The sequence below is a fragment of the Brevibacillus nigriterrae genome (assembly GCF_049846925.1).
GTDB lineage: Bacteria > Bacillota > Bacilli > Brevibacillales > Brevibacillaceae > Brevibacillus_H.
On record NZ_JBNCMT010000002.1, the window covers coordinates 41,588 to 68,097 of the forward strand.

The 26,510-nt window shown below is 46.4% G+C and carries 18 protein-coding genes and 1 pseudogene; 2 read left to right on the plus strand and 17 right to left on the minus strand.

Features of this window, described 5'->3' with window-relative positions:
- Nucleotides 1-120 precede the first annotated feature (120 nt).
- The gene (locus ACPW7N_RS01970) at nucleotides 121-1,188 is read left to right on the plus strand and encodes a serine hydrolase domain-containing protein (protein ID WP_425649325.1); all 1,068 of its coding nucleotides are present in this window, start codon (nucleotides 121-123) and stop codon (nucleotides 1,186-1,188) included.
- A 12-nt stretch (nucleotides 1,189-1,200) separates the two neighbouring features.
- Here the strand turns inward: ACPW7N_RS01970 and ACPW7N_RS01975 are convergent, their stop codons facing one another.
- The 4 genes from ACPW7N_RS01975 to ACPW7N_RS01990 form a co-directional block, all read right to left on the minus strand.
- The gene (locus ACPW7N_RS01975) at nucleotides 1,201-2,601 is read right to left on the minus strand and encodes a peptidase G2 autoproteolytic cleavage domain-containing protein (protein ID WP_425649326.1); all 1,401 of its coding nucleotides are present in this window, start codon (nucleotides 2,599-2,601) and stop codon (nucleotides 1,201-1,203) included.
- 50 nt (nucleotides 2,602-2,651) lie between these two features.
- Complete coding sequence (locus ACPW7N_RS01980) at nucleotides 2,652-4,346, minus strand: peptidase G2 autoproteolytic cleavage domain-containing protein (RefSeq protein ID WP_425649327.1); 1,695 nt, start codon at nucleotides 4,344-4,346, stop codon at nucleotides 2,652-2,654.
- A 40-nt stretch (nucleotides 4,347-4,386) separates the two neighbouring features.
- Nucleotides 4,387-6,228: a peptidase G2 autoproteolytic cleavage domain-containing protein gene (locus ACPW7N_RS01985; RefSeq protein WP_425649328.1), complete on the minus strand. Its 1,842-nt coding sequence runs from the start codon at nucleotides 6,226-6,228 to the stop codon at nucleotides 4,387-4,389.
- Nucleotides 6,229-6,583: 355 nt separating this feature from the next.
- Nucleotides 6,584-7,495 (minus strand): NAD(P)-dependent alcohol dehydrogenase, encoded by a 912-nt coding sequence (locus ACPW7N_RS01990; RefSeq protein ID WP_425649329.1) that lies wholly within the window; start codon nucleotides 7,493-7,495, stop codon nucleotides 6,584-6,586.
- Between the two features lie 165 nt (nucleotides 7,496-7,660).
- On the opposite strand from ACPW7N_RS01990, the gene ACPW7N_RS01995 reads away from it, so the two are divergent.
- Nucleotides 7,661-8,980, plus strand: coding sequence for an outer membrane protein assembly factor BamB family protein (locus ACPW7N_RS01995; protein WP_425649330.1), 1,320 nt, complete (start codon nucleotides 7,661-7,663; stop codon nucleotides 8,978-8,980).
- A 74-nt stretch (nucleotides 8,981-9,054) separates the two neighbouring features.
- Here the strand turns inward: ACPW7N_RS01995 and ACPW7N_RS02000 are convergent.
- The 13 genes and pseudogenes from ACPW7N_RS02000 to ACPW7N_RS02060 form a co-directional block, all read right to left on the minus strand.
- Nucleotides 9,055-9,861, minus strand: a pseudogene (locus tag ACPW7N_RS02000) (NAD(P)-dependent alcohol dehydrogenase).
- A 213-nt stretch (nucleotides 9,862-10,074) separates the two neighbouring features.
- The gene (locus ACPW7N_RS02005) at nucleotides 10,075-14,034 is read right to left on the minus strand and encodes a carboxypeptidase regulatory-like domain-containing protein (RefSeq protein ID WP_425649331.1); all 3,960 of its coding nucleotides are present in this window, start codon (nucleotides 14,032-14,034) and stop codon (nucleotides 10,075-10,077) included.
- Between the two features lie 151 nt (nucleotides 14,035-14,185).
- Entirely contained in the window at nucleotides 14,186-14,710 is a 525-nt protein-coding gene (locus ACPW7N_RS02010) for a hemerythrin domain-containing protein (protein WP_425649332.1), read from the minus strand.
- A gap of 169 nt (nucleotides 14,711-14,879) precedes the next feature.
- Nucleotides 14,880-15,680, minus strand: a complete 801-nt coding sequence (locus tag ACPW7N_RS02015) for a TatD family hydrolase (RefSeq protein ID WP_425649333.1) — start codon at nucleotides 15,678-15,680, stop codon at nucleotides 14,880-14,882.
- Between the two features lie 253 nt (nucleotides 15,681-15,933).
- Nucleotides 15,934-16,902, minus strand: a complete 969-nt coding sequence (locus tag ACPW7N_RS02020; RefSeq protein WP_425649335.1) for an SDR family NAD(P)-dependent oxidoreductase — start codon at nucleotides 16,900-16,902, stop codon at nucleotides 15,934-15,936.
- Nucleotides 16,903-17,049: 147 nt separating this feature from the next.
- On the minus strand, nucleotides 17,050-17,571 hold the full coding sequence (locus ACPW7N_RS02025; RefSeq protein ID WP_425649482.1) for a TetR/AcrR family transcriptional regulator: 522 nt from the start codon (nucleotides 17,569-17,571) through the stop codon (nucleotides 17,050-17,052).
- 148 nt (nucleotides 17,572-17,719) lie between these two features.
- On the minus strand, nucleotides 17,720-19,180 hold the full coding sequence (locus tag ACPW7N_RS02030) for a YcdB/YcdC domain-containing protein (RefSeq protein WP_425649483.1): 1,461 nt from the start codon (nucleotides 19,178-19,180) through the stop codon (nucleotides 17,720-17,722).
- Nucleotides 19,181-19,439: 259 nt separating this feature from the next.
- A complete protein-coding gene (locus ACPW7N_RS02035) occupies nucleotides 19,440-20,405 on the minus strand; it encodes an agmatinase family protein (protein WP_425649336.1) in 966 nt (321 codons plus the stop codon).
- Between the two features lie 22 nt (nucleotides 20,406-20,427).
- Nucleotides 20,428-21,186 (minus strand): amino acid ABC transporter ATP-binding protein, encoded by a 759-nt coding sequence (locus ACPW7N_RS02040; RefSeq protein WP_425649337.1) that lies wholly within the window; start codon nucleotides 21,184-21,186, stop codon nucleotides 20,428-20,430.
- Complete coding sequence (locus ACPW7N_RS02045) at nucleotides 21,183-21,857, minus strand: amino acid ABC transporter permease (RefSeq protein ID WP_425649338.1); 675 nt, start codon at nucleotides 21,855-21,857, stop codon at nucleotides 21,183-21,185. The genes ACPW7N_RS02040 and ACPW7N_RS02045 overlap by 4 nt, the downstream gene beginning before the upstream one ends.
- 20 nt (nucleotides 21,858-21,877) lie before the next feature.
- On the minus strand, nucleotides 21,878-22,708 hold the full coding sequence (locus ACPW7N_RS02050) for a transporter substrate-binding domain-containing protein (protein ID WP_425649339.1): 831 nt from the start codon (nucleotides 22,706-22,708) through the stop codon (nucleotides 21,878-21,880).
- Nucleotides 22,709-22,880: 172 nt separating this feature from the next.
- The gene (locus tag ACPW7N_RS02055) at nucleotides 22,881-24,344 is read right to left on the minus strand and encodes a sigma-54-dependent transcriptional regulator (protein WP_425649340.1); all 1,464 of its coding nucleotides are present in this window, start codon (nucleotides 24,342-24,344) and stop codon (nucleotides 22,881-22,883) included.
- A gap of 20 nt (nucleotides 24,345-24,364) precedes the next feature.
- The gene (locus tag ACPW7N_RS02060; protein ID WP_425649341.1) at nucleotides 24,365-26,359 is read right to left on the minus strand and encodes a transporter substrate-binding domain-containing protein; all 1,995 of its coding nucleotides are present in this window, start codon (nucleotides 26,357-26,359) and stop codon (nucleotides 24,365-24,367) included.
- Nucleotides 26,360-26,510: the final 151 nt, after the last annotated feature.

Below are 26,510 nucleotides of genomic sequence, written 5' to 3' on the forward strand. Positions count from 1 at the left end.
TTTGCAACCATATCTTGAACGATTCGTAAAAGTAGAAAGAAATCCATCCGAATATGATGAAACGACATTCTACAAATGCGTGTGCAGGATAAAATCCTTAGTGGCAGGGAAGTGAAGCTTGTGAAAAATGCACTAATGGAAATATTGACCCAAGAGCGAATGCAACGTTGGGCAAGCCCTCCAACTCATCATCTAACAATTGGTCTGGTATCAAAAGCGGAAAGACTGGTATGGACAAAAGGTCAATGGGATGAAGACAGCGCAGCAAAATCTCTCTATGAGATCGGTTCTATTACCAAGACGATCATCGGACTATTGCTGGCAATTGGCGAACAGAAGGGAATTTGGAGTCGTTCCAATTCATTATCAGACCTCTTTCCCGAATGGTCATCAAGCTCGTTTGCACAACAAACGACCCTCTTGCAGCTTGTGACCCATACAGCAGGTCTGCCAGAGGTTCCTGCAAACTTCCGAGATACGATCGTAGATAAGCTTGATCCTTATGCAAATTATTCAGAAGGACATTTAATAGAAGCAGTTTTAAGAGAGAGCCCGAAAACTAAAAAAAGCCACCAGTACTCCAACTATGGCTTTGGGATACTCGGGTGGCTTCTTTCCAAACGATTAGGCAAAAACTTGGAAGATGCGCTAAATGATGAGGTTTTCAAACCTTTGGGAATGACTGATTCTCGCATCGGCTTGATTGCACAGATGAATGAGAGCAACGGCTTCGCCACCCCTCTTCCGGTCTTTAATGCGAAAGGCAAATCTGTGCCTCACTGGCATTTTCTTGACACTATGGCAGGAGCCGGGGGCGTTTGTTCCACGATCACAGACATGCTTAACTACATCGAAGCACATTTGAACCTTACAGATGAACCAATACTGAGATCTGCGCTGGCACAATGCCATCAAGAGCACCATGCTATTTTTCCTGACAAAGGGATTGGAATCGGCTACGGTTGGATGTTCTATAAAGAAAAGGATGGCTCTACTACTCACTGGCACAATGGAGGAACATACGGATCAAGCAGTTTTGCCACTTTTAACCGAGACAAGCAAACGGGATTGGTCATTCTGTCCAATAATGGAACCGATCTTTGGAGTCAATTGCCGCTCATCGGTATGCACAAAATGAATGTAGATAAGTTGGCTCAAATGCTGACTACCAGGCTGTATCAAAGCTGATTTGTCACTTTTTTAGCGAAACAGAATGAGAATTTGGTTCGGTCCGGTTCGTCTCATCACCCAATACCCGCTTTCTGTATTTGTAGCGATCCCGCCATCGCTGGGCAGGCAATAGCCGCCTACGAAACAAGTCCCGTCATCTCGGACGAGAAGCTTTCCGATTAGACCAACCGCTGCCCATTCCGGTCGATCCATACGAGATCGGCACGGTTTCTCCGGTTCCCAGAATGGATTGATTACAGGTCGTCTCTCGGTCCTCTCTGGAGCGAGAATTCTACCATCCTGATCAGTAACGGCTGGAAAAAAGACATCCTCGTACTGCTTGCGGTTCCATTCATCGAGCAGGAATTTGCCACAAGCAGGATCTTCCACATCGGCTAGATACCCTGGATTGGAGCTAGTCACTCCCAGAATGTAGCTATCACTTGCAGTTGCCTTACGAATTTTCTCACTACCACTGGCAAACGTCACGAAATAGCCTACGTCTATCAGCTCTCCGTTAGAAGATTCAAACATCTCTGCAAAGTCGCAGGCACCTGCGGAAGTGATTACTCCAGCCGTGGTTACCGTTGAATCGAAACAGGCGGTTCCGTTACTTTGGATTTTGGCGACGACACCCGCTGTAGAATACTGAGAAGGACCGTTCATCAGATACCAGGAAAAGGGCAGATCACCGCCAGCAGGGTTAGGCTGCCCGTCCCTCCCCATGACATGGACACCTTGCAAGCCATTGGTGGCAGTAAAAAAGCCTTCTGCATGGGATTGGGCTGCGTCTGCCCTTGTATTGCTTCCTTGCGCATGAGAAGAATTACCGGAAGCCTCCGTTGAACTACCCTCTGCATGAGCTGCAAAAGCTGAAGCAGTGGTAAAAGATCCCTCTGCATGAGCAGTGAAACCTGTAGCTTTCGTTGCACTACCCTCCGCATGAGAAGATACACCACTCGCAGTTGTCGTCTCACCCTCCGCATGAGCAGCAGAACCAGTAGCCTGGGTAAAAATGCCCTCCGCATGGGAAAAATCACCGCTGGCAATCGGACCTGGGAAAAATTCAACATTGTTTGAACCCCCTTCCGCATGAGATGCAAATCCGCTGGCTCTAGTACCAACCCCTTCTGCATGAGATCCATTTCCGCTTGCTATTGTCTGGAAACCTTCCGCATGGGATGCCTCACCACTTGCTTTCGTAAGTTCTCCCTCGGCATGCGAGCCATTCGCCTCAGCAATGGTTTGGTATCCTTCTGAATGAGCAGTCACACCAATGGCAGTAGTTTGATACCCTTCTGCATGCGAGGCTTCACCAAACGTAATCGTAAGTTCTCCTTCCGCATGGGACGCAGGCCCGCCTGCTGTAGTATTGTTCCCTTCCGCCTCCGAGCACGGACCAAAAGCGTTATTATTGCATCCATCTGGCATAGGAATCATCCTTTCTTTTGTTGGCTTATCAGCGTTATCCTAACTTTGCATTAACGGAATACAACAAGAACTTGATTGGTTCCAGTCCGTTTCAATATCCGATAACCTGTTTCAGATTTGGTGGCGATTCCCTCATTATTGGGCATACAGTACCCTCCAACTACACAGGTTCCGTCGTCTCGGACAAGGAGTTTGCCGATCATGCCCACTGCTGCCCATTCCGGTCTTTCCAAGCGGGAACGGCACGGCTTCTCCGGTTCCCAAAAAGGATTTAGAACAGGACGTTTCTCCATTCGTTCAGGAACGATAATATTGCCTTCCCGATCCGTAATAGCAGGAAGTACGATATCTTCGTACTGCTTGCGGTTCCATTCGTCGAGCAGAAATTTGCCACATGCTGGGTCTTCCGCATCTGCCAGTACTCCTGGATTAGAGCTGGTGATCCCCAAAATGTAGTCGTCACTTGCGTTTGCTTTGCGGATTTTCTCACTGGCACCGTCAAGGGTTACAAAATAACCAACGTCAATCAACTCGCCGGTTGAGGTTTCATACATCTCGGCAAAGTCGCAGGCGCCAGCAGCCGTGTTAAAGGCAGAGGCAGTAACTGTTGAATCGAAGCAGGCTGTGCCGTTACTTTGGATTTTGGCTACAACTCCTGCTGTTGAGTAAGGAGCGGCTCCGTTCACCAGAAACCAGGAAAAGGGTAGGTCGCCGCCAGCCGGGTTAGGGGCCCCATTTTGTCCCATGACGTGGACGCCTATCAAACCGTTTGCGCTGGTTCTTCCGCCCTCTGTATGGGCTAACGATGCATTTGCTATGGTTGCAGATCCTTCTGCATGAGCTGAAGTAGCACTTGCTATACTGCCATCACCTTCCGCATGAGCCGATTGTCCTGTTGCTTGAGTACCAAGCCCTTCTGCGTGAGAGCCAAATCCGCTGGAGGTGGTACTGACACCCTCCGCATGAGCAGCAACTCCGCTGGCCTTGGTCTCAATGCCTTCCGCGTGAGAAGAAGGTCCGCTGGCTTCTGTAGAGGTTCCTTCTGCATGAGCCGCTCGTGCAGTAGCATCAGTGCCTTCCCCTTCCGCATGGGAGGCAAATCCGCTTGCTAATGTAGAGTTACCTTCCGCATGGGAAGAAACGCCGCTTGCTAGAGAAAACGCTCCTTCTACATGAGCGCCTAAGTTTGATGCTTCTGTTGTGAACCCCTCAGCATGAGAGGCAAATCCACTAGAGGTAGTTCCACTTCCTTCCGCATGGGAATTAACTCCGCTGGCCGTTGTGTTGTCTCCTTCCGCATGAGCAGCATCGTTTGTCGCCTTAGTAGATATACCTTCCGCATGGGAAAAGTTGCCGCTGGCTATCGGAGCAGGAGTAGAAGCAATATCTGGTGTACCTCCTTCCGCATGAGCGCCGAGTCCACTGGCGGTTGTAGCAATCCCTTCTGCATGAGAGGCATTTCCACTTGCCGTTGCTTGGAAGCCTTCCGCATGGGATGCCTCACCGCTTGCTTTCGTAAGTTCACCCTCGGCATGCGAGCCGTTCGCTTCAGCAATGGTTTGATATCCTTCTGAATGAGCAGTCACACCAATGGCAGTTGTCTGATATCCTTCCGCATGAGAAGCTTCACCAAAAGTAATGGTAAGTTCACCTTCCGCATGGGATGCAGGTCCACCAGCCGTGGTATTATTACCTTCCGCCTCCGAGCAAGGACCAAAAGCGTTATTATTGCATCCATCTGACATGCAAAGCGCCTCCTTTATTGATAAGGCTTGTAAGTAGTTTTTAGCGGAACAAAACAAGAATCTGATTAGGCCCTGTCCGTTTCATTACCCAATATCCACTTTCTGTTTTCGTTGCGATCCCATCATTGTTGGGCATGCAATAACCAGCAGGTATACAGGTTCCATCGTCACGTACAAGAAGCTTGCCGACAAGCCCAACCGCAGCCCATTCAGGCCTTTCCATGCGAGATCGGCATGGCTTTTCCGGTTCCCAGAAGGGATTGCGAACAGGTCGTCTCTCCGTCCGCTCGGGAACGATTATATTGCCCTCGTGATCGGTAACTGCAGGATGTATGAAATCCTCATATTGTTTTCGGTTCCATTCATCGAGCAAAAATTTGCCACAAGCAGGGTCTTCCGAATCTGCAATGATCCCTGGATTGGAGCTTGTCACCCCTAGGATATAGCTGTCACTTGCTGTTGCTTTACGGATTTTTTCCCCGGTTTCATCAAATGTCACGAAATAGCCGACGTCAATCGTCTCTCCGGTTGAAGATTCAAACATCTCAGCAAAGTCGCACGCTCCAGCAGAAGTGATTACCCCGGCTGTGGTTACCGTTGAATCGAAACATGCAGAGCCGTTACTCAGGATTTTGGCAACGACTCCAAAGTTTATCAGATACCAGGAAAAGGAGAGGTCACCGCTAAGAGGGTTCGGGCCGCCATTGGTTCCCATGACATGGGCACCTTGCAAACCACCGGCATGAGTTGCCAATCCTTCGGTATGGGAAAATGCTCCATTAGCGATTGTGCTTTGTCCCTCAGCATGGGACGCAGGTCCGCTGGCAGTTGTAAAGGTTCCTTCCGCATGAGCAGATAAACTGGAAGCTAGTGTACTATTTCCCTCTGCATGAGATGTAATTCCACTAGCCACTGTAGCTCCTCCCTCCGCATGGGATGCCGGTCCGCTGGCCTCGGTACTGAATCCTTCCGCATGAGCTGCAGCAACTGTAGCTTTCGTATTTGATCCCTCTGCATGGGAAGCTTGGGCACTGGCAATAGTTGTAAACCCTTCCGCATGAGCTCCTTCCGCTGTGGCTTGAGTAGATCTCCCTTCCGCATGAGCAGCAATGCCGCTAGCGATTGTGAGGAGGCCCTCCGCATGAGCATCCGGACCTGTCGCCTGTGTTTGTTCCCCTTCTGCATGAGCACCGGGACCGCTGGCAGTTGTATTTCTCCCTTCTGCGTGAGAGTGTGTACCGCTAGCAGTTGTCAGTGAACCCTCCGAATGAGCCGCATCACCTGTAGCCTTGGTTTGAGAACCCTCCGCATGAGAAACATCCCCTTCGGCCTTGGTTTGCAGACCTTCTGCATGAGAAAAAGTTCCACTGGCCATGGACTCAGCACCCTCCGCATGAGCGGCATCTCCACTGGCAACTGAACCCTGCCCTTCCGCATGAGCCGCAGGGGCTGTAGCTTGTGTTCTTAATCCTTCTGCGTGGGAAAAATCACCGCTGGCAACCGGGCCTGGAGCAAATACAGGATTTTCTGTACCACCTTCGGCATGAGCGGCAAAGCCACTGGCGGTTGTCACAAAACCTTCCGCATGAGCGGCATTACCACTAGCAGTAGTCTGCAATCCTTCCGCATGCGATGCCTCACCGCTTGCAGTCGTAAGCTCCCCCTCTGCATGTGAACCATTTCCACCAGCTATCGTTTGGTATCCCTCCGAATGAGCAGTAACACCAATGGCAGTAGTCTGATATCCTTCCGCATGAGAGGCTTCGCCAAAAGTAATGGTTAGTTCGCCTTCCGCATGGGATGCGGGTCCACCTGCTGTCGTATTGTGCCCTTCCGCCTCAGCACACGGCCCAAAAGCGTTATTGTTGCATCCATCTGCCATTTGAGTCATCCTTTCTGGTTACTTGATCATGTTTTGCTTTGATCCATCTCTTTCCTTGAAAAAGAAGTTTACGAGATATTCACCCAAAGGGAACTAGGCTACTATTTACTTCGATAAATAACAATACAGTTTATGAAAGAATGAGAAGTTTGCTTGTTCGAGTGACATGCCCGTTACCGCATGGATACGCAGGTTAATAACCATTTTTAGGGGAATTGGTACTTATTTAGCAATATTTTGGGGAGGTGAGAATCCTATGTTCTCATATAAAAAAAACGACATCTCTGCCGTTTTCATAGTAGTTTACTATGGTGAACAATAGGTTGGTTTCAGTGGTTTGCAAGACTTTGTTCTCTTATTTGACCGTGATGACTACGTTCCCCTTTTTATGCCCTTGTTCTACATATCGATGAGCCTCGCGAATTTGCTCCAAAGGATATCGTCGATCGATGACTGCTTGTAGCTTCCCTGTCTCGAATAGTTCTTTGAGCAAGAGCAGATCTTCTATTCGTTCCTTTGCTACTCCCTGCCCTTCCACCGACACAAATGTCCCGTTAGTCGTCAATACTTTCTTGCAAATAGATTTTGAGGTTTTCCCTACAGCATCAAAGATGATGTCATAACGCTCGCTTCTTTGCGTGAAATCTTCTTTGGTGTAATCGATGACCCGACTGGCTCCCAGCGATTTCACCAACTCGATATTTGTAGTACTGCATATCCCTGTAACCTCAGCACCAAGATACTTGGCAAGCTGTACAGCGGACGTCCCTACTGCTCCAGAGGCTCCATAAACAAGAACCTTTTTGCCTTTCTGGATATTTCCTTTTCTCAGAAAATGGAGTGCAGTGGTTCCTCCAAAAAGTATGGCAACAGCTTCCTCATAACTCGCATTGGTTGGTTTTATTGCCACCAAACCGTCTTCCGGCAAACTGATGTACTCGGCATAGGCACCAAATTGCATACCAGTAAAGGAAAATACCTGGTCACCTTTTTTAAAACGCTTCACATCTTTTCCGATTTCCTCGATTTCTCCCGCTAACTCCACTCCAAGTATCGGTTTTCTTGGTTTTGTGATACCTAAGAATAGTCGCATAGGTATCCAGTACAAGAGCGGACTATTAAACGTTCGGACTCGACAGTCCCCTGAAGTTACCGCTGTCGCATGAATCTTTACCAGTACTTCCTTATCCTTGGGAACAGGTTTTTCTACCATTTTGAGCTCCAGAACATCTGGTGATCCGTATTTTGTACAGACAACTGCTCTCATAGGGATTCCTCCACATTTCAATTTTGCAGTAAGTATATCTACAACATGGCATTGACTTGACAAATGAATACAAAAATATCAATTTTATGTCATTATTAGAAAAATAAGCAGAACAATGATATTCTGAACGTGTATAAATTATAGAATATTGAAAGGAAGTTAAAGATGGGCATACGATTTCCATTCACACTTTCACTCATAGCATTTGCATTTCTGTTGCTTTCTGTTTTTCCAACACAGGGATATGCTGAAACCAAACCGCCTGTAAAGTGGACATACAAGTTGTCGGTTAATGATCCTGATGTGCAGGAGGGAGAATACATACCAGTATGGAAGTCCATTGAGCAACTAAATGAGAATATTTACATCACGTTTACGTACAAGAATCCGCGTACAGCCCTCCAGGTTATTGGTGTTGACGGAAAAAAGAAGTGGGATATCATTGCCAATACGAGCGGGAAGTATCATTTTACCTCAACCCCTGATACCGACGGAGCCGTGTATGTTTACACGAAGGAAATGAGCGAATTTCAAAAATACGACTCCAAAGGCAGCATGGCTTGGAGCATGCCGTTGACGAATGGGACCTTTCCATCCAAGGCGGTTATCGGATCAAAGGGATTGGTATACATCATGCATGAAATAGTGCCAGATGTGTTTGAATTGGTAGCAGTAGATAAAAAGACAGGAAAAACGGCATGGAAGTACGAGCCAGTATCATACCGATCGTTTTCCGCAGAAGAGCAGCTTGTTATTGGTCCCGATGGAACGATTTACATGTGGATTACACCTAATACACTTTCGGCCATTCGCTACGATGGAAAAGTAAAATGGACAAAGAATATCAATGCGTTCATTCTTTCCACACCTATTTTCGACAAGAAAGGAAATCTGTATCTTTTTACTTCCAAAGGAATATCAGCACTTGATAAGGAAGGCGAGAAAATCTGGACATATCAACCGAAGGATGGGCACTTCTTTCATATGGCACGAGGTGAGGATGGCACGTTGTTTTTGAAGTATGAAAACAAGATTCATGCTGTCAAGCCGGACGGCAAATTCAAGTGGGAATATACGCTAAAACAGGATGAAGACAAAGCCGAAAGGCAGTTTGTCGGCGTTCCGTTAGCTGGGAAAGACGGCTCGCTGTATGTGCTTGCCGAGGGTGATCGATCAACTGAACCTTACTATTTGTACGCTATCGATAAAAATGGAAAAGAAAAATGGGTTAGTGAATTGCAGGGAGACTTTTCGGGATTCTTCGTTTTTCCAATGGATACGAAAATACAAATAGATAAAGATGGAATTCTCTATGTTCCAATTAGAAACAAGATTTTTGCGGTGACTCCAAAAGGGAAAGAAGAATGGACACTGGAATACGACAGAGATGACTTTGCAGGGCCAATTATTGGAGCTGATAGCAGTGTATATATCGGTTATGAGAATAAACTAACGGCAATCAAAAAAGGCAAAAAGAGCAAGTAGTCTTTAATCGTCCTGCAAATGGTTCCCCACGAAAAAACGCGGTCTCCTTGAGGCTGCGTTTTTTTACCGTTTCATCACTCGTCCTTCACATATATGATGACATTCCCCCTTTTGTGCCCTTGTTCAACATAGCGATGGGCCTCGGAACTCTGTTCCAACAGATAGCGTCTATCGATGACTGATTTTATTTTTCCTGCCTCAATCAGTTCTTTGAGGAAAAGTAAATCTTCATATTTATCGATACTCGCATTCCCGCCTATCACTTTCTTGCCGCTTGTCATAGAAATCCACAACCCCTGAATAATCGGTGATAGCTCCATGTGGACGGCTCTCAGATAGACTCCATTTTGCTTGAGTGATTTTACACAGTCTGAAAACGGACTCTTGCCTACCGTGTCAAAAATAACATCATAGGTCTCCCTGCTTCGGTTAAAATCCCCTTTCGTGTAATCAATGACCTTATCAGCTCCCAAAGATTTCACCAATTCCAGATTCGTGGCACTGCATACCCCGGTAACCTCTGCCCCCATGTACTTGGCAATTTGTACCGCAAACGTACCTACGCTTCCAGAAGCACCATAGACAAGAACTTTTTGCCCTACTTGGATCTTTCCTTTTCTGAGAAAATGCAATGCAGTCATTCCCCCTATAGGAACGGATGCTGCTTCCTCAAAGGTCATGTTACTTTTTTTGGTCGTGTGAGACCGTTATAAAGTCTCGCTAGGAATGGGGCGGCTTTTCGGATGCGCCAATCCCCTGCTGTTACGGTTGTTGCATAGATTCGTACTCGAATTTCATTATCCTTGGGAATCGGTTTTTTCAATCTCTTTGAGCTGAAGAACTTCAGGTGGTCCGTACTTCGTGTACACGACAGCTTTCATGGACTTCCTCCCAAACTCTGACTTACTCTCGAGCTACCACATCAGATCGATATAAAAATTCGTTATAAAGAAATACGTGAATCCGCTTTGGAAAATTCCGATTATCTGATAAAAGAAAGGCCTACGAATATGCAAAAAGAAAAAACGCAGTCTGGATTTCGGCTGCGTTTTCGACTGATATATGGTGGTACACAGTCTTTTGTGCTTTTTTGACTATGGTGCTGATTTTACAACAACGGTAATCTTCACTCTTTTCTTTCCGTAGGATGCAGTAATTGTTGTCTCTCCTGCTTTGAGTCCTTTTATTTTTCCATCCTTCACCGTAGCAATGCTTTTGTCTTTGGAACTCCAGACTACGCCATCTTTCTCTGTAACCAGAACTGAGTCGTTGTCTGCTGTATAAAGGGCACTCAAGGTAACTTCTACCTCGCTCTCCTCAGCAAGCTCAACTTCTGTCTGACTCGCTGTCAGCTTTTTCAGCGTGACATCGATAGGGATTGTTACTGTTTTTTCATCAAACGTTGCAGTAATTGTACCCTTGCCAAACTTGCCGGTTGAGACAACATAGCCATCCTTATCGATTTCTACAATTTGAGGTGATGAGAAATTCCACTCGACACGATGGTCGTTCGTTACTTCGAAATTTTTTGTTTTCGAAACCCAGGCCAACAGTTTTAGTGGCTTACTGCTTCTATTTCCAGGTTTTAACGAAAGCTTCTCTACGTTAAAGGAAAGAGATTCTATGGAATCACCAAACAGAGCAATTTTGAGAGTTTTTCCACCATATCGCGCGATAATCGTTCCTTTTCCGCTCTTATTTACGGTAATGGTACCCTCGTCATCTACCGTAGCAAAATTTTCGCTGCCCCCATCAATTGACCAGTCTATTTCATCCCCTGTCAAATCCACGATCGTTTTATCAGACAAAACTGCTTTCACAGGAATGCTTACGGATTTTTCTGGGGCAACCACCAGTTTTTTGACTGTCGTCTGGATCGATTTTATCGTGGAATCTACCTGAATCACGACTTGTTTTCCGCCGAAGGAAGCTGTCACATCGATTTTGCCAAAATCCTTGGCAGCAATGATTCCATCTTTACTCACTGTAAATGCACTCTGGTTCTCATTGTATTTCCAGTCCACCTTGGATGGATCAACTGGAACTGTACTACCATCTTGGAGGACAGCTACAAGAGTGATCGGATTGTCCTGTGTACTGGTTCCAGGTTTAAGTGCAACCTTTGTTTTTGAAGCTTTCAGCAACTTAATAGTGGAGTCGACGGTGAATTCAATCGTATTTGACTCAAAAGTTGCTTTGATCGATGCAATTCCGTAGTCTTTGACGGAGATCGTACCATTATCTACAGTTGCCACCGCAGCATTGGAGGATGTCCATGTGGCAAGACCGGTAACGTTTTTTCTCGATCCATCCGAATACATCGCTTCCAGCGTCACAGGATACGTATCACCAGGCCGTTTCACGATCATTGTTGTACTAGGGCTTGCACTCAATCCAGTTAGTGTAACTGGTATTGGAATAGGAACGGGAGTAGGTGAATTAACGGTTACTTCAAACGTTTTTGACTCAAACGTTGCTTTGATCATAGCCGTTCCATAGCCTACGACAGTAATCGTACCCTTATCGGCAGTCGCCACCGCAGCATTGGAGGTTGTCCAGGTAGCCTGATCGGTAACGGATTTTTTTGATCCATCCGAATAGGTTGCTTCCAACGTCACTGGATACGTATCGCCTGGTTTTTTCTCGATTTTCGTTGCATTTGGGTTAGCAGTCAATCCCGTTATTGTGGCTGGAGGTGGAGCTTGATCACTGACAACAATTTCAATCTTTTTTGCCCCATGCGATGCTCTGACCGTTGTAATTCCTTTGCCTACAACAGTAATTATACCTTTATCGACAGTTGCCACCTCAGTATTGTAGGCTTCCCACGTAGCGAGTTCGGTAACATCTTTTTTCGATCCATCCGAATAGGTCGCTTCCAGCGTCACAGCATACGTATCGCCGGGTTGTTTCACGATCCACGTTGCACTTGGGGTAGGAGTCAATTCAGTTACTCTGGGTTTCGTGGGATCGTTAGACTCGACGGTTAATCTAATCGATTTTCCCTCGAATGTGGCTTTGATCGTTGTATATCCTAAACCTACGACAGTAATCATGCCCTTATCGACAGTTGCAACATTTGAATTGTCAGTTTTCCACTTAGCCAAATCGGTGACCGTTTTTTTCGATCCATCCGAATAAATCGCTTCCAGCGTCACAGGATACGTATCGCCAGGTGCCGTCAAGATCGTAGTTTCACTCGGGGTAGCAATCAATCCCGTTACTGTAGGTGTATTGGGATCGCCTGCATCGATCGTTAATTCAACCGATTTATTCCCATACGTTGCTGTGATCGTAGCTTTTCCGTAGCCTACGACAACAATCGTACCGTAATTTATTGTCGCCACCGCAGGATTGGAGGTTGTCCAGGTAGCCTTGTTATTAACGAACTCTGTCGTTCCATTGGAATAGACCGCTTGCAGCCATACATTATATGCTTCGCCAGGTTTTTTCACGATCGTTGTTTCACTTGGAATGGTTTTTAATTCAACTACTGTGACCGGAGGCGGATCGGTGGCCTCAACGATTATTTCATACGTTTTTGTCTCAAAAGTTGCTTTGATCGTAGCCGTTCCGGGGCCAACGACAGAAATTTCCCCTTTATCTACAGTCGCCACCGCAGGGTCGGAGGTTGTCCACGTAGCAAGGTTGTCTGCCGGTTTCACCGATCCATCCGAATAACTTGCAAACAGATCCACTTGATACTTGTTACCAGTATGTTTCACGATCTTTTTTACATTAAAGTTGGTATACAATTCAGTTACTCTAAGTCTATTGCCATCGATCAGTACAATATCCTGCGTGGTACTTTGGTTGGCGATAATGATACCCTCACTTCCTTCAGGAGTGGGATACCCGTCCTTTGCAGCTTTTGCAAAATATTGACCAGCCTGAAGACCACCAATCACATAGTTTCCATCCTTGTCCGTATATGCGGTGTAGGCACCGGCGTTTCTCGAATCATAAACCGTTACCAAAGCATGCGGAACCTTATTCCCATATTCATCTGTAACGACGCCTGTAAGCGTTCCATTATCCGCACTTGGTGCATAAGGGATGGTGAAATCAACGTTACATACTCCCGACTTTTCACATTGGATGTAACCCTTATCCACAACTACGACTACACCCAAATCCTTGTTCTCCACTTCAGCTCGTACTTTATACGATCCAGACATAATGATGTCAGATTGGAACTCACCTTCATTCGGGTAGAACTCATAGCCGTGTTCAGCCGACTTCATCGTCACCAGAACATCGATATTGCCATCTGACAATTTTTCGCCTGTTGCATACTCCTTAACAGTACCAAGCACCTTTGAGGCATCCCCACTATTTGCTGTAGGGATGTAAATGTGAAGATCCTTTGTTACGCCAGCAGCAATTTCATAAAAACTTCCATAGGTACGAACGAGCCCCCCGCCTGCATAGGTTTCTGCTGTGAGCGTATAGGCAGGTTTAATAGGAGAATATTCCGCTGGCGGGATTCCGCCAATCGAGAATTTGCTTATGCCATCGCCAAATTTCGTGTTACCGGAAAACGTCCAAGTCCGTTTGTTTTTCGGGTCAGTAAGTGAAACACCGTAATAACCTTCAGGTGCTTGAGCGCCACTAACCGTTACGACTCCTTCAAATGCGCCTGTTGCGCTGCCAGCAGTAAGAGATAATGGGAAAGAAAGAACTGTTTCTTTTCCGCTATCAATACGGATATCCTCTTGGCGAAACGACAGATTGCTAATCCCTGCACTGAGTGCATAAGAATCCTGCGGCAGTCCGCTGAACGAGAAGTTTCCATCTGCATCCGAATTTGCTGTCCATTGTTTGGATCGGTCTGTTTCACTTCTCAGCTCTACCATTTGTCCCGGTAGCCCTTTTCCATCTTGGTCTGTTACGGTTCCTCTCAGTATCCCAGTCGCGTCCACAGACTCATCTTGACTATTCTTTGCCTTGTTTACTTCTGTGTCACTTGCGGCGCTAACAATGGATGGCATTCCACCCATCAGTAGAGCCAAAATTAAAAAGATTTTGGCTGTCCAGCTTACGCTATTTTTCATGTTGTGTGCCCCTTTTAGTAGAATAAAATGCAATACATCTTGATTCTGAAATTCTACCGAACCATTCTCACAAAAAACTCACAAAACTGGATCGAAAATAATGCATAAAAAAAACAGCACCTGAATGAAATCTCAAGTGCCGTTTTTTTGTCTACTGCTTGGCTTTTACATTGGCATAAAGCTGAAAATATACCTCTCTTTTTTCTTCAAGAGATAACTTGTTTTCCATCAGGGGGAAAAGTGTATGATCTTCCTTTTTAATGTGCTCTCTGATAAAGGACACAAAGTTTTTCGCCGCTCCATTTACTTGTTCTACATGGTCATTCGTCCAGCTATTTTTTAAAGAAGAAATGGAGTGTTGAAGCTGCTGAAATAAGCTTCGAAGCTGTTCGTGCTCAGCTATAATATCAGGAATAATCCCGCTTTCAAACCCGATGTGCCTGCCTAAGACTGGAAACAACGCCTCTTCTTCATTATAAAAATGCGGCTCTAACTCTTTGTTAATTTTCTGTTCCACTTCAAGCAACCCTGTTAGTTTCTGCGATTGTTCTTGTGGAGCAGTAATGGAGTCCAGACGAACGAGCAACTGGTTTAATTCTTCTGTATGCTGCATCGCCTTTTCATGCTCTTGTGCAAATGCCATCACTTCTGACGTGAGATAAGGTGCGTGATACATCGTAACCCTCCTGTACAGATAATAATATCCATTGTAAACATATCTATTTTTTCTTATCCTCTCTTCTAAAATTCGCATCTTTCTTCTTCTGTCAAAAAGAAAAATCCCTTCCAACTTTCGTAGAAGGGATCACCGACTTTTCCATTTCAACTAATTCAATCATGCATACCTAAACCCCAAAAAACTCCTTCGCTGTTTTCGTAGTAGCATTAGCAACTTCCTCAGGAGTCATTCCCAAACAATGAGCGACTGCATGCGAGATATGTCTCAGATACATCGGTTCATTTCGTCCATCCACAGGTTTTTCTTTTAAGTCACGAGGCGTTAGAAACGGAGCGTCCGTCTCGATCATCAAACGATTCAAAGGAATCTTTTTCACAAGCTCCCGCAGATGCTTCCCCCGCCGTTCATCACAAACCCACCCGGTAATCCCGATATGGAAATCCATGTCCAGATAGGTTTCCAATTCTTTGGCACTTCCCGTAAAGCAGTGTACGACCGCTCGATTGATTCGTTGGCGATGTTCTTTCAGAATGGAAAGAAAGTCAAGATGCGCATCTCTCTCATGCAAAAACAACGGCATTTGGAGATCAGTAGCTAAGTTGATTTGTTCGATAAACCACTTTCTTTGCACATCTCGAGGCGAGAAATCACGGTTATAATCCAGACCGCACTCCCCAATGGCAACAACGTGAGGCAGCGATGCGAGTTCTCTCAATTTACTGATGGTAGAATCGCTACAGCTTTTTGCATCATGAGGATGAATACCTGCCGTGGAAAATAACTTTCCATTGGAGCGACTCGCATATTTTGAGGCATCTATGCTGTTTCTTAGGCTTGTCCCTGTCAAAATAAGCGGATAGATTCCTTGTTCCACCGCTCTTGAGACGACTTCCTCGCGATCCTGTTGAAAGGAGCGGTGCATAAGGTTAACTCCAATATCAATAATCTGTGTGTTCAAAAGAATCAATCCCTTCTATATACAGCAATCGTATGCATGTCAATTTTTGGTTGGTACCCATTATAACGAATTGAGTGGACAAGTTCTAGTTAAATTACCAATCTATACCGCATACATTTTCGTGAGCTTTGATCAACCGAGCAAATGCCTCCCGATCCCCTGCCTGTGCCCACTCCTTGGTTATCTGCTAAAAATCCCATATCATCTTCACGTTTACCATCGTGGAGATACATGGGATTTTTTGTTAGTGATTAATCAATCACTATATAAGATGCCCATTATTGTTTTGAAGCATGCGAACCGTATCGGCAATTCCCTCTTCAAAGGATGTCATACGAACTGGACCGATCAACCGCTCGTATTTGTCTCTACTCAAGATAAGGGGCTCTTCTGTTAAGTAGAGCATTTCCACTACTTCCTTCATCACCGGCACAACTAGGCCAATCAATGATAGACTTATTTTTCCTAGAGGAAAGACGGGCTTGGAAATTCCGCTTGCCTTGCTGGCGATTTGCACGATCTCTTTACCCGAAATCAGACCAGCACCTGGAATATTCCAGTTTTCCCCCCAAGTATCTTCCTTGGCGGCCAGTTCCGCAATCATAAACGCCGCATCCGGCAAGTAAATAAATTCCCGAGGGACACGCATGTTTCCGATGAATAATGCCATCTTGCCAGCAGCAATTGCTTCGAGCGTCGAGCCCAGATAAGAAGCCTCATTGGCTGTGGGACCATAGTAATCTGGCAACCGGACAATCATTACCTTGGCCTTGCTCCAACGGCTGTCGAACAGCATCTTCTCATAGGCAAGACGTGTCTTCCCTTTTCTAGTATGCGGCTGTTTCGGATGTTCCTCCGTCACCCGGTCCATCTGTCTTCTTCCATAAGGATAAATGCCGTCAATCGCAACGACCTTCAAGCCTAACTGATCAGCAGCCTCCATCACTGATTCGCCAAGAGGAATCAGCTTGGTTTCCATCTCGTGATACGGCACGTTCGCACAATGGAATAGGACATCCGCATCTTCTGCAGCCTTAACTATGTCATGTGGACGGAAAGCGTCACCTGTTGCAATCAGTAGATTCTCTGGATTTCCGAGTTTAGCCCTAAGTCTCTCGAGCTTTTGCAAAGATCTGCCAAAAGCCACCGTGTGTATCCCTCGCTTGACCAATTCCTCCGTAATCGCAGCACCCGTACCACCAGTTGCTCCTACGACAATCGCATTTTTCACAAGGATCACCTCATTCAATTTTTGTAATTGATCAATCACTAACAAAACTTGGTGTTTACTTAGTTATTGATCAATTACTAACTTGATGACAATGTATCATGTAGTTAGTGATCAGTCAATAACAACTTTTCAAAAATTATTCCTACTTCAAAATTCCTTTAATTCGGGCATGTTCAGTGCTGTCGAAATGTTGCACAACATTCCTCTAGCCAAAAACAGCATCGTCCGTTCCTCGGGATTCGCAATACCGGCTGCACGAAAAGCGTCCAGTACCATACGGCGCACTTCCCTGAATCCATTGCGCATCGCTTCCTGTATCAATTCTTCCTGGATCGTTTGAGCTTGCATTTGCAGCAGAATTTCATTCCGGTAGGAGTTCAGAATTTCATCATAAGCCATGATTAAATCAGTTTCCAACTGTTCCGGTGATGCTAATTCCACGACTTTACGGAAAGAATCGATCACTCGTGTCCATGATACCTCCAGCGCTGCGAGCAATAAGGCTTCTTTTGTTGAGAAAAAACGAAAGATATATGGCTGCGATATTTGGATCCGTTGTGCCACTTGTGCAGTCGTTGCCCGATAGTACCCAATCTCTGCGAACACCTCAATTGCTGCAGAGATTATCTCGGTTTTGCGATTAACTGATGTCGTCTCGGATTTCGCCATTGGATTACCGCCTTTATTACAGGTTAGTGATTCATCAATCAGTTCTCTATTATATACCAAGATTAGCCTCGATACAATTCGGACGAAAAACCCCCCTCCACAAACCTTGAAAATGAGAGAACCTGACAGGTTTATGAAGGGGGATCGATTATTTTGGTTGGGCATCAATACTCAGTGGAACGTTTTTTCCTTTAGGGACAAACACCAGTTGCACGTCATCTTTTTCCTCGGAATACAGGTAACACAATTCCCACTCAAGTTCTGCCAGCAGCATTTCTTTTGCCGTATCGGCTGAAATCGTCACCTTGCCTTCTTGAAACTTCTTGTCTAGACGAATCGGTTCCACTGTCAGTCCCACGATTTTTCCCGTAGTAGGTTCCGTTTCAATCAGCCAGGACTCTCCGTTCACAGGAATCCCATTTACCAATCGGTGCACAAGGTAGTTGTTCTCAAGTTGCTTGATCTGTACACCTTCTACTTTCTGGTTCATATTTCTCTCCAAAAAGGTTGTAATAATCTGTTTTTTCGCCTGTTCCGTCAGTCCGGTGTAGGGCTTTTTCAGATACTGCTTCTCCACCTTGGCACTCAGAAGTTGCCCCGTTTCCGCTTCCAACTCGATTTTGATTGCCTTTAACTCCCCGTATTGCTTGGATGTCCAGGTGTACAAAATTGCTGAAGCAGTGTCAGAATCTGTTTCCCTTACTTCACTAGCGGAAAATGCAAGCTCATTTGGCTTGATCCCCCACTCTTCTGCAACAAAGCGGTTCAATTCATCAATGGAACGAAATGCCAAGTTGCTTCCCTTCCCTTGCAAGGGTTGCCTTTGCAGTTTCCAGTCAATCGGTTCTACAGGTGTACCGTTTACCGCATTGAGTGGCCCAAAATAGTTGGGCACGAATTGCAATTTTGCTTCACGATCGCCTTGCTCTGCAGTATATTGTAGTTTCATATTGAGCAGCTTGGCATACGATTGCTTGATTGTTTCTGGTGTTTTCCAATTGGGAGGAAGCTCCACATTGGATTCATCCCACTTGTTGTCAAAATTGGTTTTTAAGCCAAGAATGCTTCCATCACCATCCACCCTGATTTCAATCCACTTTTTCTTCACGGGTAGTTGATTGAGGCTCGGATAAAGCACAACCGTTTTGACCCCCGCTTTTTCATTGGCAATTGTCTCGTCTGCGACATGGAAATTCTCCATTAAAACAATATCAGCGAATCCAGACGCCCGCTCTTTTGCCAATTCATCACTTGGGGGCTCTGCGGAAGCTGCCTTTGGCAAGACCATGCTATAGTGGCTAAGCTGTCCTTCCGAACCAAAGGTGATCCTCACGTTTTTACTGCTTTTCCCATTCTTCTGCGGGCTGCTTAACGACAAAAAGCTGTTCTCCCCATTTTGGCTAAAATAGGCTTGATCCGTATCCAGTTTTTTCCATTCCGGTAAGTATTCTTTCAAGTCTTCCAGTAGTTCCTGAATATGAGCAGGAATCTCCGTAGTTGAAATCACGTTTGTTGTGCCGGCGTTTCCTTGTGTAAGTGGTTGTTCGGAAAAAACGGGCTGAACGAATAATAGCGAACTTGCTATTACCATCATTGGGATCGTTCTCATTTTTTTCAAGACTTTCACCTTCCTGTTTTTCAAATACACAGATTTACGCTAATTTTTGCATCATAAATAGTACGAATCAGAACTTGAAAAGGTTTCCAATTTATTTGATTTTTTACAGATTTTTTAATAGTTATAGTGCAAATAGACCCTTGAAGAATCGAGGCAAAATCACAACATACAAAAAAGCTGCCCCATTGTCATTTTTCATGACCTTTGGGACAGCCCCAGACCCAGACGCTGTAGGAGATTCTTCTCCAGCTTATTTCACTCGCTGATAATACCCGGAAGCAAAATGCAGGAACAGATGCAAGGCAACACGAGATGTCATATCACGCACATCCTTGGTTGGATCCACGCAAACCATATCCATCCCGATCACTTTATTGCATTGTCCTACGGCAAATGCCGCAGCAAACAAATCTGTCGCCGAAAGACCCGCAGGACCAATGGCCGGAACTCCTGGCACTACCGATTGATCCATTGCATCCACATCGAAGGTGATATAGATGGCATCGCATTTTTCCTCGAGATAGCGGATACTGTCTGCCACTACCTGCTCCATGCCACGTTCTCTGACCTGATTAGCAGTGATCAACGTCATGCCTTTCGCTTCTGCATACCGGCGATATTCACGCGAGTTGGCAAAGCTGCGCAAGCCAATTGTCACCATATCCTCGCCACGAACTGTCTCTGATTCAATTAGACTTCGCATCGGTGTTCCGTTGGAAGGACCGCCGTAAGAGGTATCCCGAACATCCAGATGCGCATCGAACTGGATCAACCCGATCCGCTGCGGCTTTGCCCGCTTGATGCCTGTAATCGCCGGATAGGTAATCGAGTGGTCGCCACCAATTACTACAGGTAGAGCAGTTAGCTGCTGTGTCACTTCATGCAATGCTTCTTCAATATTCTTGTGGCAGCGCAAGATGTCGGTCACATGCATCGAAACATCACCCAGATCAACCGCTGCGAGCTCGGACAGCTCAATATCCTTGTCAAAGTTGTAGGTGGTAAAAGCGCTAAGCAATTGCCGGAACTGTAATGGATGGGCATGTGCCCCTGAAAAGCTGATCGAACTTTTGGACAACGGTACGCCGAGAATAGCAAAATCGTAGTCTACAGTTGCATTATATGTCTGTTCAATCCATTCCGACAGACGGGTTACGAACGGATCACCTTTTCCCTGCGTATAGCGAAAGGGTGGGGCTGCAATATAGTTGAACATGTTCCTATCCCCTTTGTACGTCTTAATGTGATAGTACTTTGCTAAGAAACGCCTGCGTACGTGCCTGTTCTGGGGCCGAGAAGATTTTTGCTGGTGCTCCCTCTTCGATCAGCACACCACCGTCCATCACTACCACTCGATCCGCCACTTCCTTGGCGAAGCCCATTTCATGAGTTACAACGACCATCGTCATGCCTTCCGTGGCAAGCTGCTTCATAACTGCAAGCACCTCACCTACCAGCTCTGGATCAAGAGCAGAGGTAGGTTCATCGAACAGCATCACCTTGGGCTTCATGGCCAGCGCACGGGCAATGGCAACACGTTGCTTTTGTCCACCTGAAAGCTGATCCGGGTAATTGGTTGCCTTTTCAGCGAGGCCCACCTTGCGGAGCAACTCCCGAGCAAGCGGCTCCGCTTCCTCTCGCTTCATCTGCTTCACAGTCATCGGAGCCATCATCACGTTTTCCAATACACTCACATGTGGGAACAAGTTAAAGCCCTGGAATACCATCCCCACCTCAGCACGCACCTTGTCGAGCTCTTTCTGCGGCATTTCAACCAGCTTGTCGTTTTTCGAAATCAGCCCAATCGGCTTACTCTCGATTTCAATCGTGCCTGACTGAATCTGCTCCAGATAGTTCATGCAGCGAAGAAGCGTGCTCTTACCCGAGCCACTTGGACCAATGATGACCACCACTTCCCCCTGCTCTACGTTCAGGCTGACGTTTTTCAACACATGATGACTGCCGTACGATTTATTAATTTGCTTGATTGCAATCATGAGCGCGCCCCCTCTACCGACATTTTCCGTTCCAGGCGACCGATGCCCACCGAGATCGAGTAGTTCACAATAAAGTATAGGATCGCAATGCCGATATAGATTTCAAAGTAACGGAAGTTATTGGAAACGATCAGGTTGCCTGCCCGCATCAATTCAGACACGGTGATAACGGACAACAGCGACGAGTTCTTGGTCAATGCAATGAACTCATTACAGAGCGGTGGCAGCATCCGGCGAACGGCCTGTGGTAAAATTACCTTCCGCATCGTTTGCCAGTGGCTCATGCCAAGCGAACGTCCAGCTTCCATCTGCCCTTTGTCGATTGACTGAATCGCCCCGCGCACAATTTCCGAAACATAGGCAGCACTATACATGCCAAGACCCAACACCCCAGCCATCGAGGCGCTCAAATCCACTTGCAAGCCAATCGCCAATCCATAATAGAGAATCATGAGCTGCACCAACAATGGCGTCCCTCGAAACCATGCCAGATACCACGAGCAGATAAGCGAAATCCATTTTTGCGACGACATCCGACCAAGACCAATTGCCAAGCCTAGCACGGAGCTTAATACAAGCGCCATGAAGGTCATCGACACCGTAACCCATAGTCCCTGCAGCAGTGCCATAAAGTTGTTATCTTCAAAGATCACCATGAAATCAAGTGACATTGGTGCAGCACCTCCTGTTTTTATTCACCAAACCATTTCGTTACGATTTCTTTGTGCTTGCCGCTATCTTTCACCTTTTTCAGAGCATCATTTACTGCTTTCGTAAACTCAGGGTTATCCTTGCGAATGCCGTAGCCGTACTCTTCTTGAGTCAACTCCTGATCAAGCACCTTTACCTTGCCGCTCTGCTTTGCATATACCTTGGCAGCAGGGCCACCCGTTACTACCGCTTCAACACGTCCACTCTCCAGCTCCAGGAACATTTCTACGTTTTTCTCTACTTCTACCAGCTGCACATCTGGGTATTTTTCTTTCAGAAACTTGGCAGACTTGGTACCAATCTGTACAGATACCTTTTTGCCCTTCAGATCGTCCACGCTGTTAATCGTGGTGTTATCCTTTCCTACCATGATGCGAAGACCGCCCGGATAGTAAGGTTCTGAGAATTCTATCGTTTTCTTCCGCTCATCTGTGATGTACATGGCAGAAACGATCATGTCGAACTTCTTGCCCTGCAACCCTGGAATCAGACCTTTGAAATCGGTGTCAACAAACTCTACCTTTTCCGCCCCAAGCTCTTTGGCAACGGCTTGTACCAGTTCAATGTCGAAACCTTCGTATTCATTTTGAGCGTTCTTGTATTCAAACGGCTGGAATGTCGCATCAGTACCGACCAATAGGGTTTTGCTTTCCTTGATCTTTTGCAGCACTTCGTCAGCAGGTGCCGCCTGTTCGGTACTTCCTCCGGCAGCTGGCTGCTGTGATGCTGGTTGGGAACCACAGCCTACAACCAATGCGCTAGTCAACAAAACGGTCAACATTGAGAACAAACCTTTTCGAAACGCTTTCATATTTTTACCCCCAATTTTATTGTTTTCTTATTTCGAAAATTTATAATTACAAGAATCGTGCCAACTAATAAAACGTCACAAAATAGCCATTTTTATAAAAAGGAAACAAAAAAAGGCGGCAAAATCCGCCGCCCTGCGAAAATTGCCGCCTGCCATTTTTGCCGCTTCACTACTATTCCCCTGCCTCAACATTGTACTTCTTCAACTTATCCCGCAGCGTCCGTTCACCCATCTCCAGCATCTGTGCCGTTTTTCGCCGGTTGCCATCCAGATAGTCCAGCGTGTGCAGGATGACCCGCTTCTCGATCTCATCCAGCGTCTCACCAACATATACCGGGATTAGCTTCGTTCGATCATCATCCGCACCAAGGCGTCCCTTTCCCGTGTCTGAAGCAGCTATTACGCTTACAGAAGCACCAGCTCCAGCCCCCAAATCAATACCTGCCTCTGGATCTCTTTGCTCCTGGCGTTCATTTAGTAGCTCCGGTGGCAAATCGTTTGTTTCAATCATCGGTGAACTGGTCAAGGCAATGGAGCGCTCCAGAATGTTTTGCAGCTCCCGAATGTTGCCAGGAAACGAGTATTTCTCGAGTACCTGCAGTGCTTGATGAGAGATCCCCTCGATAGACTTGCCCATCCGTTCGCTAATCTTCTTGATAAAATGTTGGACCAAAAGTGGAATGTCACCGTTTCTCTCCCGCAACGGGGCCAATTGAATGGGAATCACGTTTAGCCGATAGTACAAATCCTCACGAAAGCGGTTTTCCTTTACTTCCTTCCATAAATCACGATTGGTGGCAGCAATGATCCGCACATCTACCGACTTTTCCTCGACGCCGCCAAGCGGGGTTAACTTCCGCTCCTGTATTACCCGCAGCAACTTGCTTTGCAGGGTTAAATCCATCTCGCCAATTTCATCGAGAAAAATGGTTCCTCCGTCAGCGAGCATGAATTGTCCAGGTTTGCTGTTCACCGCTCCAGTAAAGGCACCTTTTTCATAACCGAACAACTCTGATTCTAGCAGACTAGCTGGAATGGCAGCACAGTTGAGCGCCTGGAAGCGTTTTTTTTGCCGTTTGCCCTGGGTGTGGATCGCCCGTGCCACGACCTCCTTGCCTGTCCCGCTCTCGCCATGGATCAATACGCTCGAATCAATATCCTTCACCTTGTTGATCAGTTCATACAACTGCTGCATCACCTTGCTGTTGCCGATCAGGCCGCTGTTGTCAGAGCGCTTGTCCAGCTCCTCACTTAGCCACTTCACCCGGGATTGTAAATAGTACAGCTCCTCAGCCTTTTGCAGTTGCACCTCCAACTCATCCATCAAGAGAGGCTTGGTCATATAAGTAAACGCCCCATGACGCATTGCTTCAACCGAGGAGGAAATGCTTCCGTAGGCTGTCATCATGATAACGACCGTACCAGGGGAGAGCCGCTTGATTTCCTGCAGCACAACCGTTCCATCGTGAGCACCAATTTTTAAATCGAGCAGTACAAGTGCCACCTCTATCTTTTGCAGAAGCATCAGTGCTGCAGAAGGTTCTCTAAAGGTGTGGACGTGATATTTCTCCTCCAGTGCAAACTCCAGCGACTGACAAATCGCCGGCTCATCGTCAATGACCAACAGATGTTGCATACGTCTCTTCCCCTTCTTTCTCAGGCTTGCGGCAGGCGAATCACCATCGTAGTGCCACTGCCCTGCTGGCTGTGGACGTCAATTGTGCCACCGTTTTCTTTTATCAGTTGATAGGAAATCGACAATCCTAGTCCGACTCCCTTTTCCTTGGTTGTATAAAACGGATCAAAAATCCGGTATTTTTCCTCCGTCGAAATGCCATGCCCTTCATCTTCTACCTCCAACACCACTTCATTCCCCTCGTTAAATCCACGAATCACCAGTTGTCCTCCTTCTGCCATCGACTCGACCGCATTCAAGATCACATTAATCCAAACCTGCTTCACCTGATTCTGATCCGCATGGATGAACAAATTGTCTGCGACCTGGAGACTTACAACGATTTTGCGCTCCTTAATCTTTGGATTGCAGAGGTGCAAAACCGCTTCCAGTAATTCTCCTGAACGGAATCGGGCCGGGGAAGGCGGCTTGGGTTTGGCATAATCCAATAGATCGGTTACAAGCCCGTTCAAGCGTAATATCTCACTTGGCACCTGCTGTGAGAAGAACTCTCGGAATTTGGGGTTATCAAATTTGGTAGGCAGAAGCTGTGTATAGGTAAGGATGGAGGTAAGCGGATTGCGGATTTCGTGGGCTACCCCCAGCATCAGTTTACCCAGAGAACGAAGTCGGTCCTCCCGCTCTATTTTCTGCTCCATCTCTTTTTGCTCTGTTACATCGAGAAAATTAATAATCGCCCCGGTAATCTCCTTCGTCATCGTAACAATCGGGTAAATACTGAAGCGAATCACCCGTTGCTGCTTTTGTCCATCGGTCTCCCGCTCCCAAATGGTCTCCTGCTGTGAGCAGGTAGCTCCAACTGTAAGCACATCGTTGACAACATCGCCAGGGATAAACTTACTGAGAATCGTTTTTTCGAATGGCCGCCCAATCAGTGGCCCGTCCACTCCGAGATACAAGATCGCTCTACGATTAACCAGCGACACACGTCCATCCTGTAAAAGTGTGACATAGGAGCTGTAGGTGCTATCTAAAAGCTGCTGCTGGAACTGAACGTTTTCCTCCAACAATCCCATTTTCTCCTGAAGCTGCTGATTCATCACGTTTACCTGCTCGGTACGACGCAGCACCTCTTTTTTGAGCATCCGATTCCACCAGATCACTACAAGAAAAATCAGTACAATGATGGCCAGTCCCCACTGTAAATAGGTCAAAATCCGCTGCATGCCGGGAGAGCGGGGCATAATGTACTCTCCAAACCATCGTTGTTCGATTTTGTCATAGGTTCCGTTCTTCTTAATTTTGTCTATTCCCTGGTTGAACACTTTCAGCAGCTTCTCGTTTTGCGGCATTACGGCGACACCGTAATCAGTTGGGTCCACCGGGTCACCCACGATTTTGATCTGATCCTGTCGATTGCTCTTTTGCAGAAAATACTGGCCTGTAATCCGATTGCCGACGAAAGCTTCTACCTCCCCGTCAAGCAAAAGCTGCACAGCCTCTTCCTGGCTGTGAGTCATAAAGAAGGACGCTTTGTGATGCTCCCGCAAAAGATCGCTGGCAATATCGCCTTTTTGGATAGCTACCCGCTTTCCGTCCAAATCCCGAATCTGAAAGATGGTCATATTATCGCTACGAACAAATATCCCTTGTGAGCTTGTAAAGTAGGAATCAGAAAAATTATACGTCAGATCACGCGTCGGGCTGTACTTCATCCCCTGGATGGCGTCAACCTTTCCGGTCTGAAGTGCTGTCAGTGCCTCATTCCATGGCAACGGGACGAATTCGATCTTCATCCCCGTCTCAAGCGAAATCGCGTTCATAATATCTACATTGAAGCCACTGTAAACCCCTGTCTGTGCGAAATATTCAAACGGCGGAAAATTGTTGTCTCCGGCAATCCGAATGACCTTAGCCGGTGGGGTATCGCCTGAAAATGAAAAGGCGGACAGCAGAATAGCGGATATCACTATACTAAGTTTTATCCATATATAAGGCTTCTTGTTGGTAAACATGTATTTTCCCCTGCCTTTACTTCCCCGACTCATTTCTGTCAACGATATCGACTCTTACTTACAAATGCAAGCAAGAATTGGGCCAATAAGTTCTGTAAAAACTCGACTGGGTTCTTTATTCATATTGACGAAATCTCTTGAATTATTATAG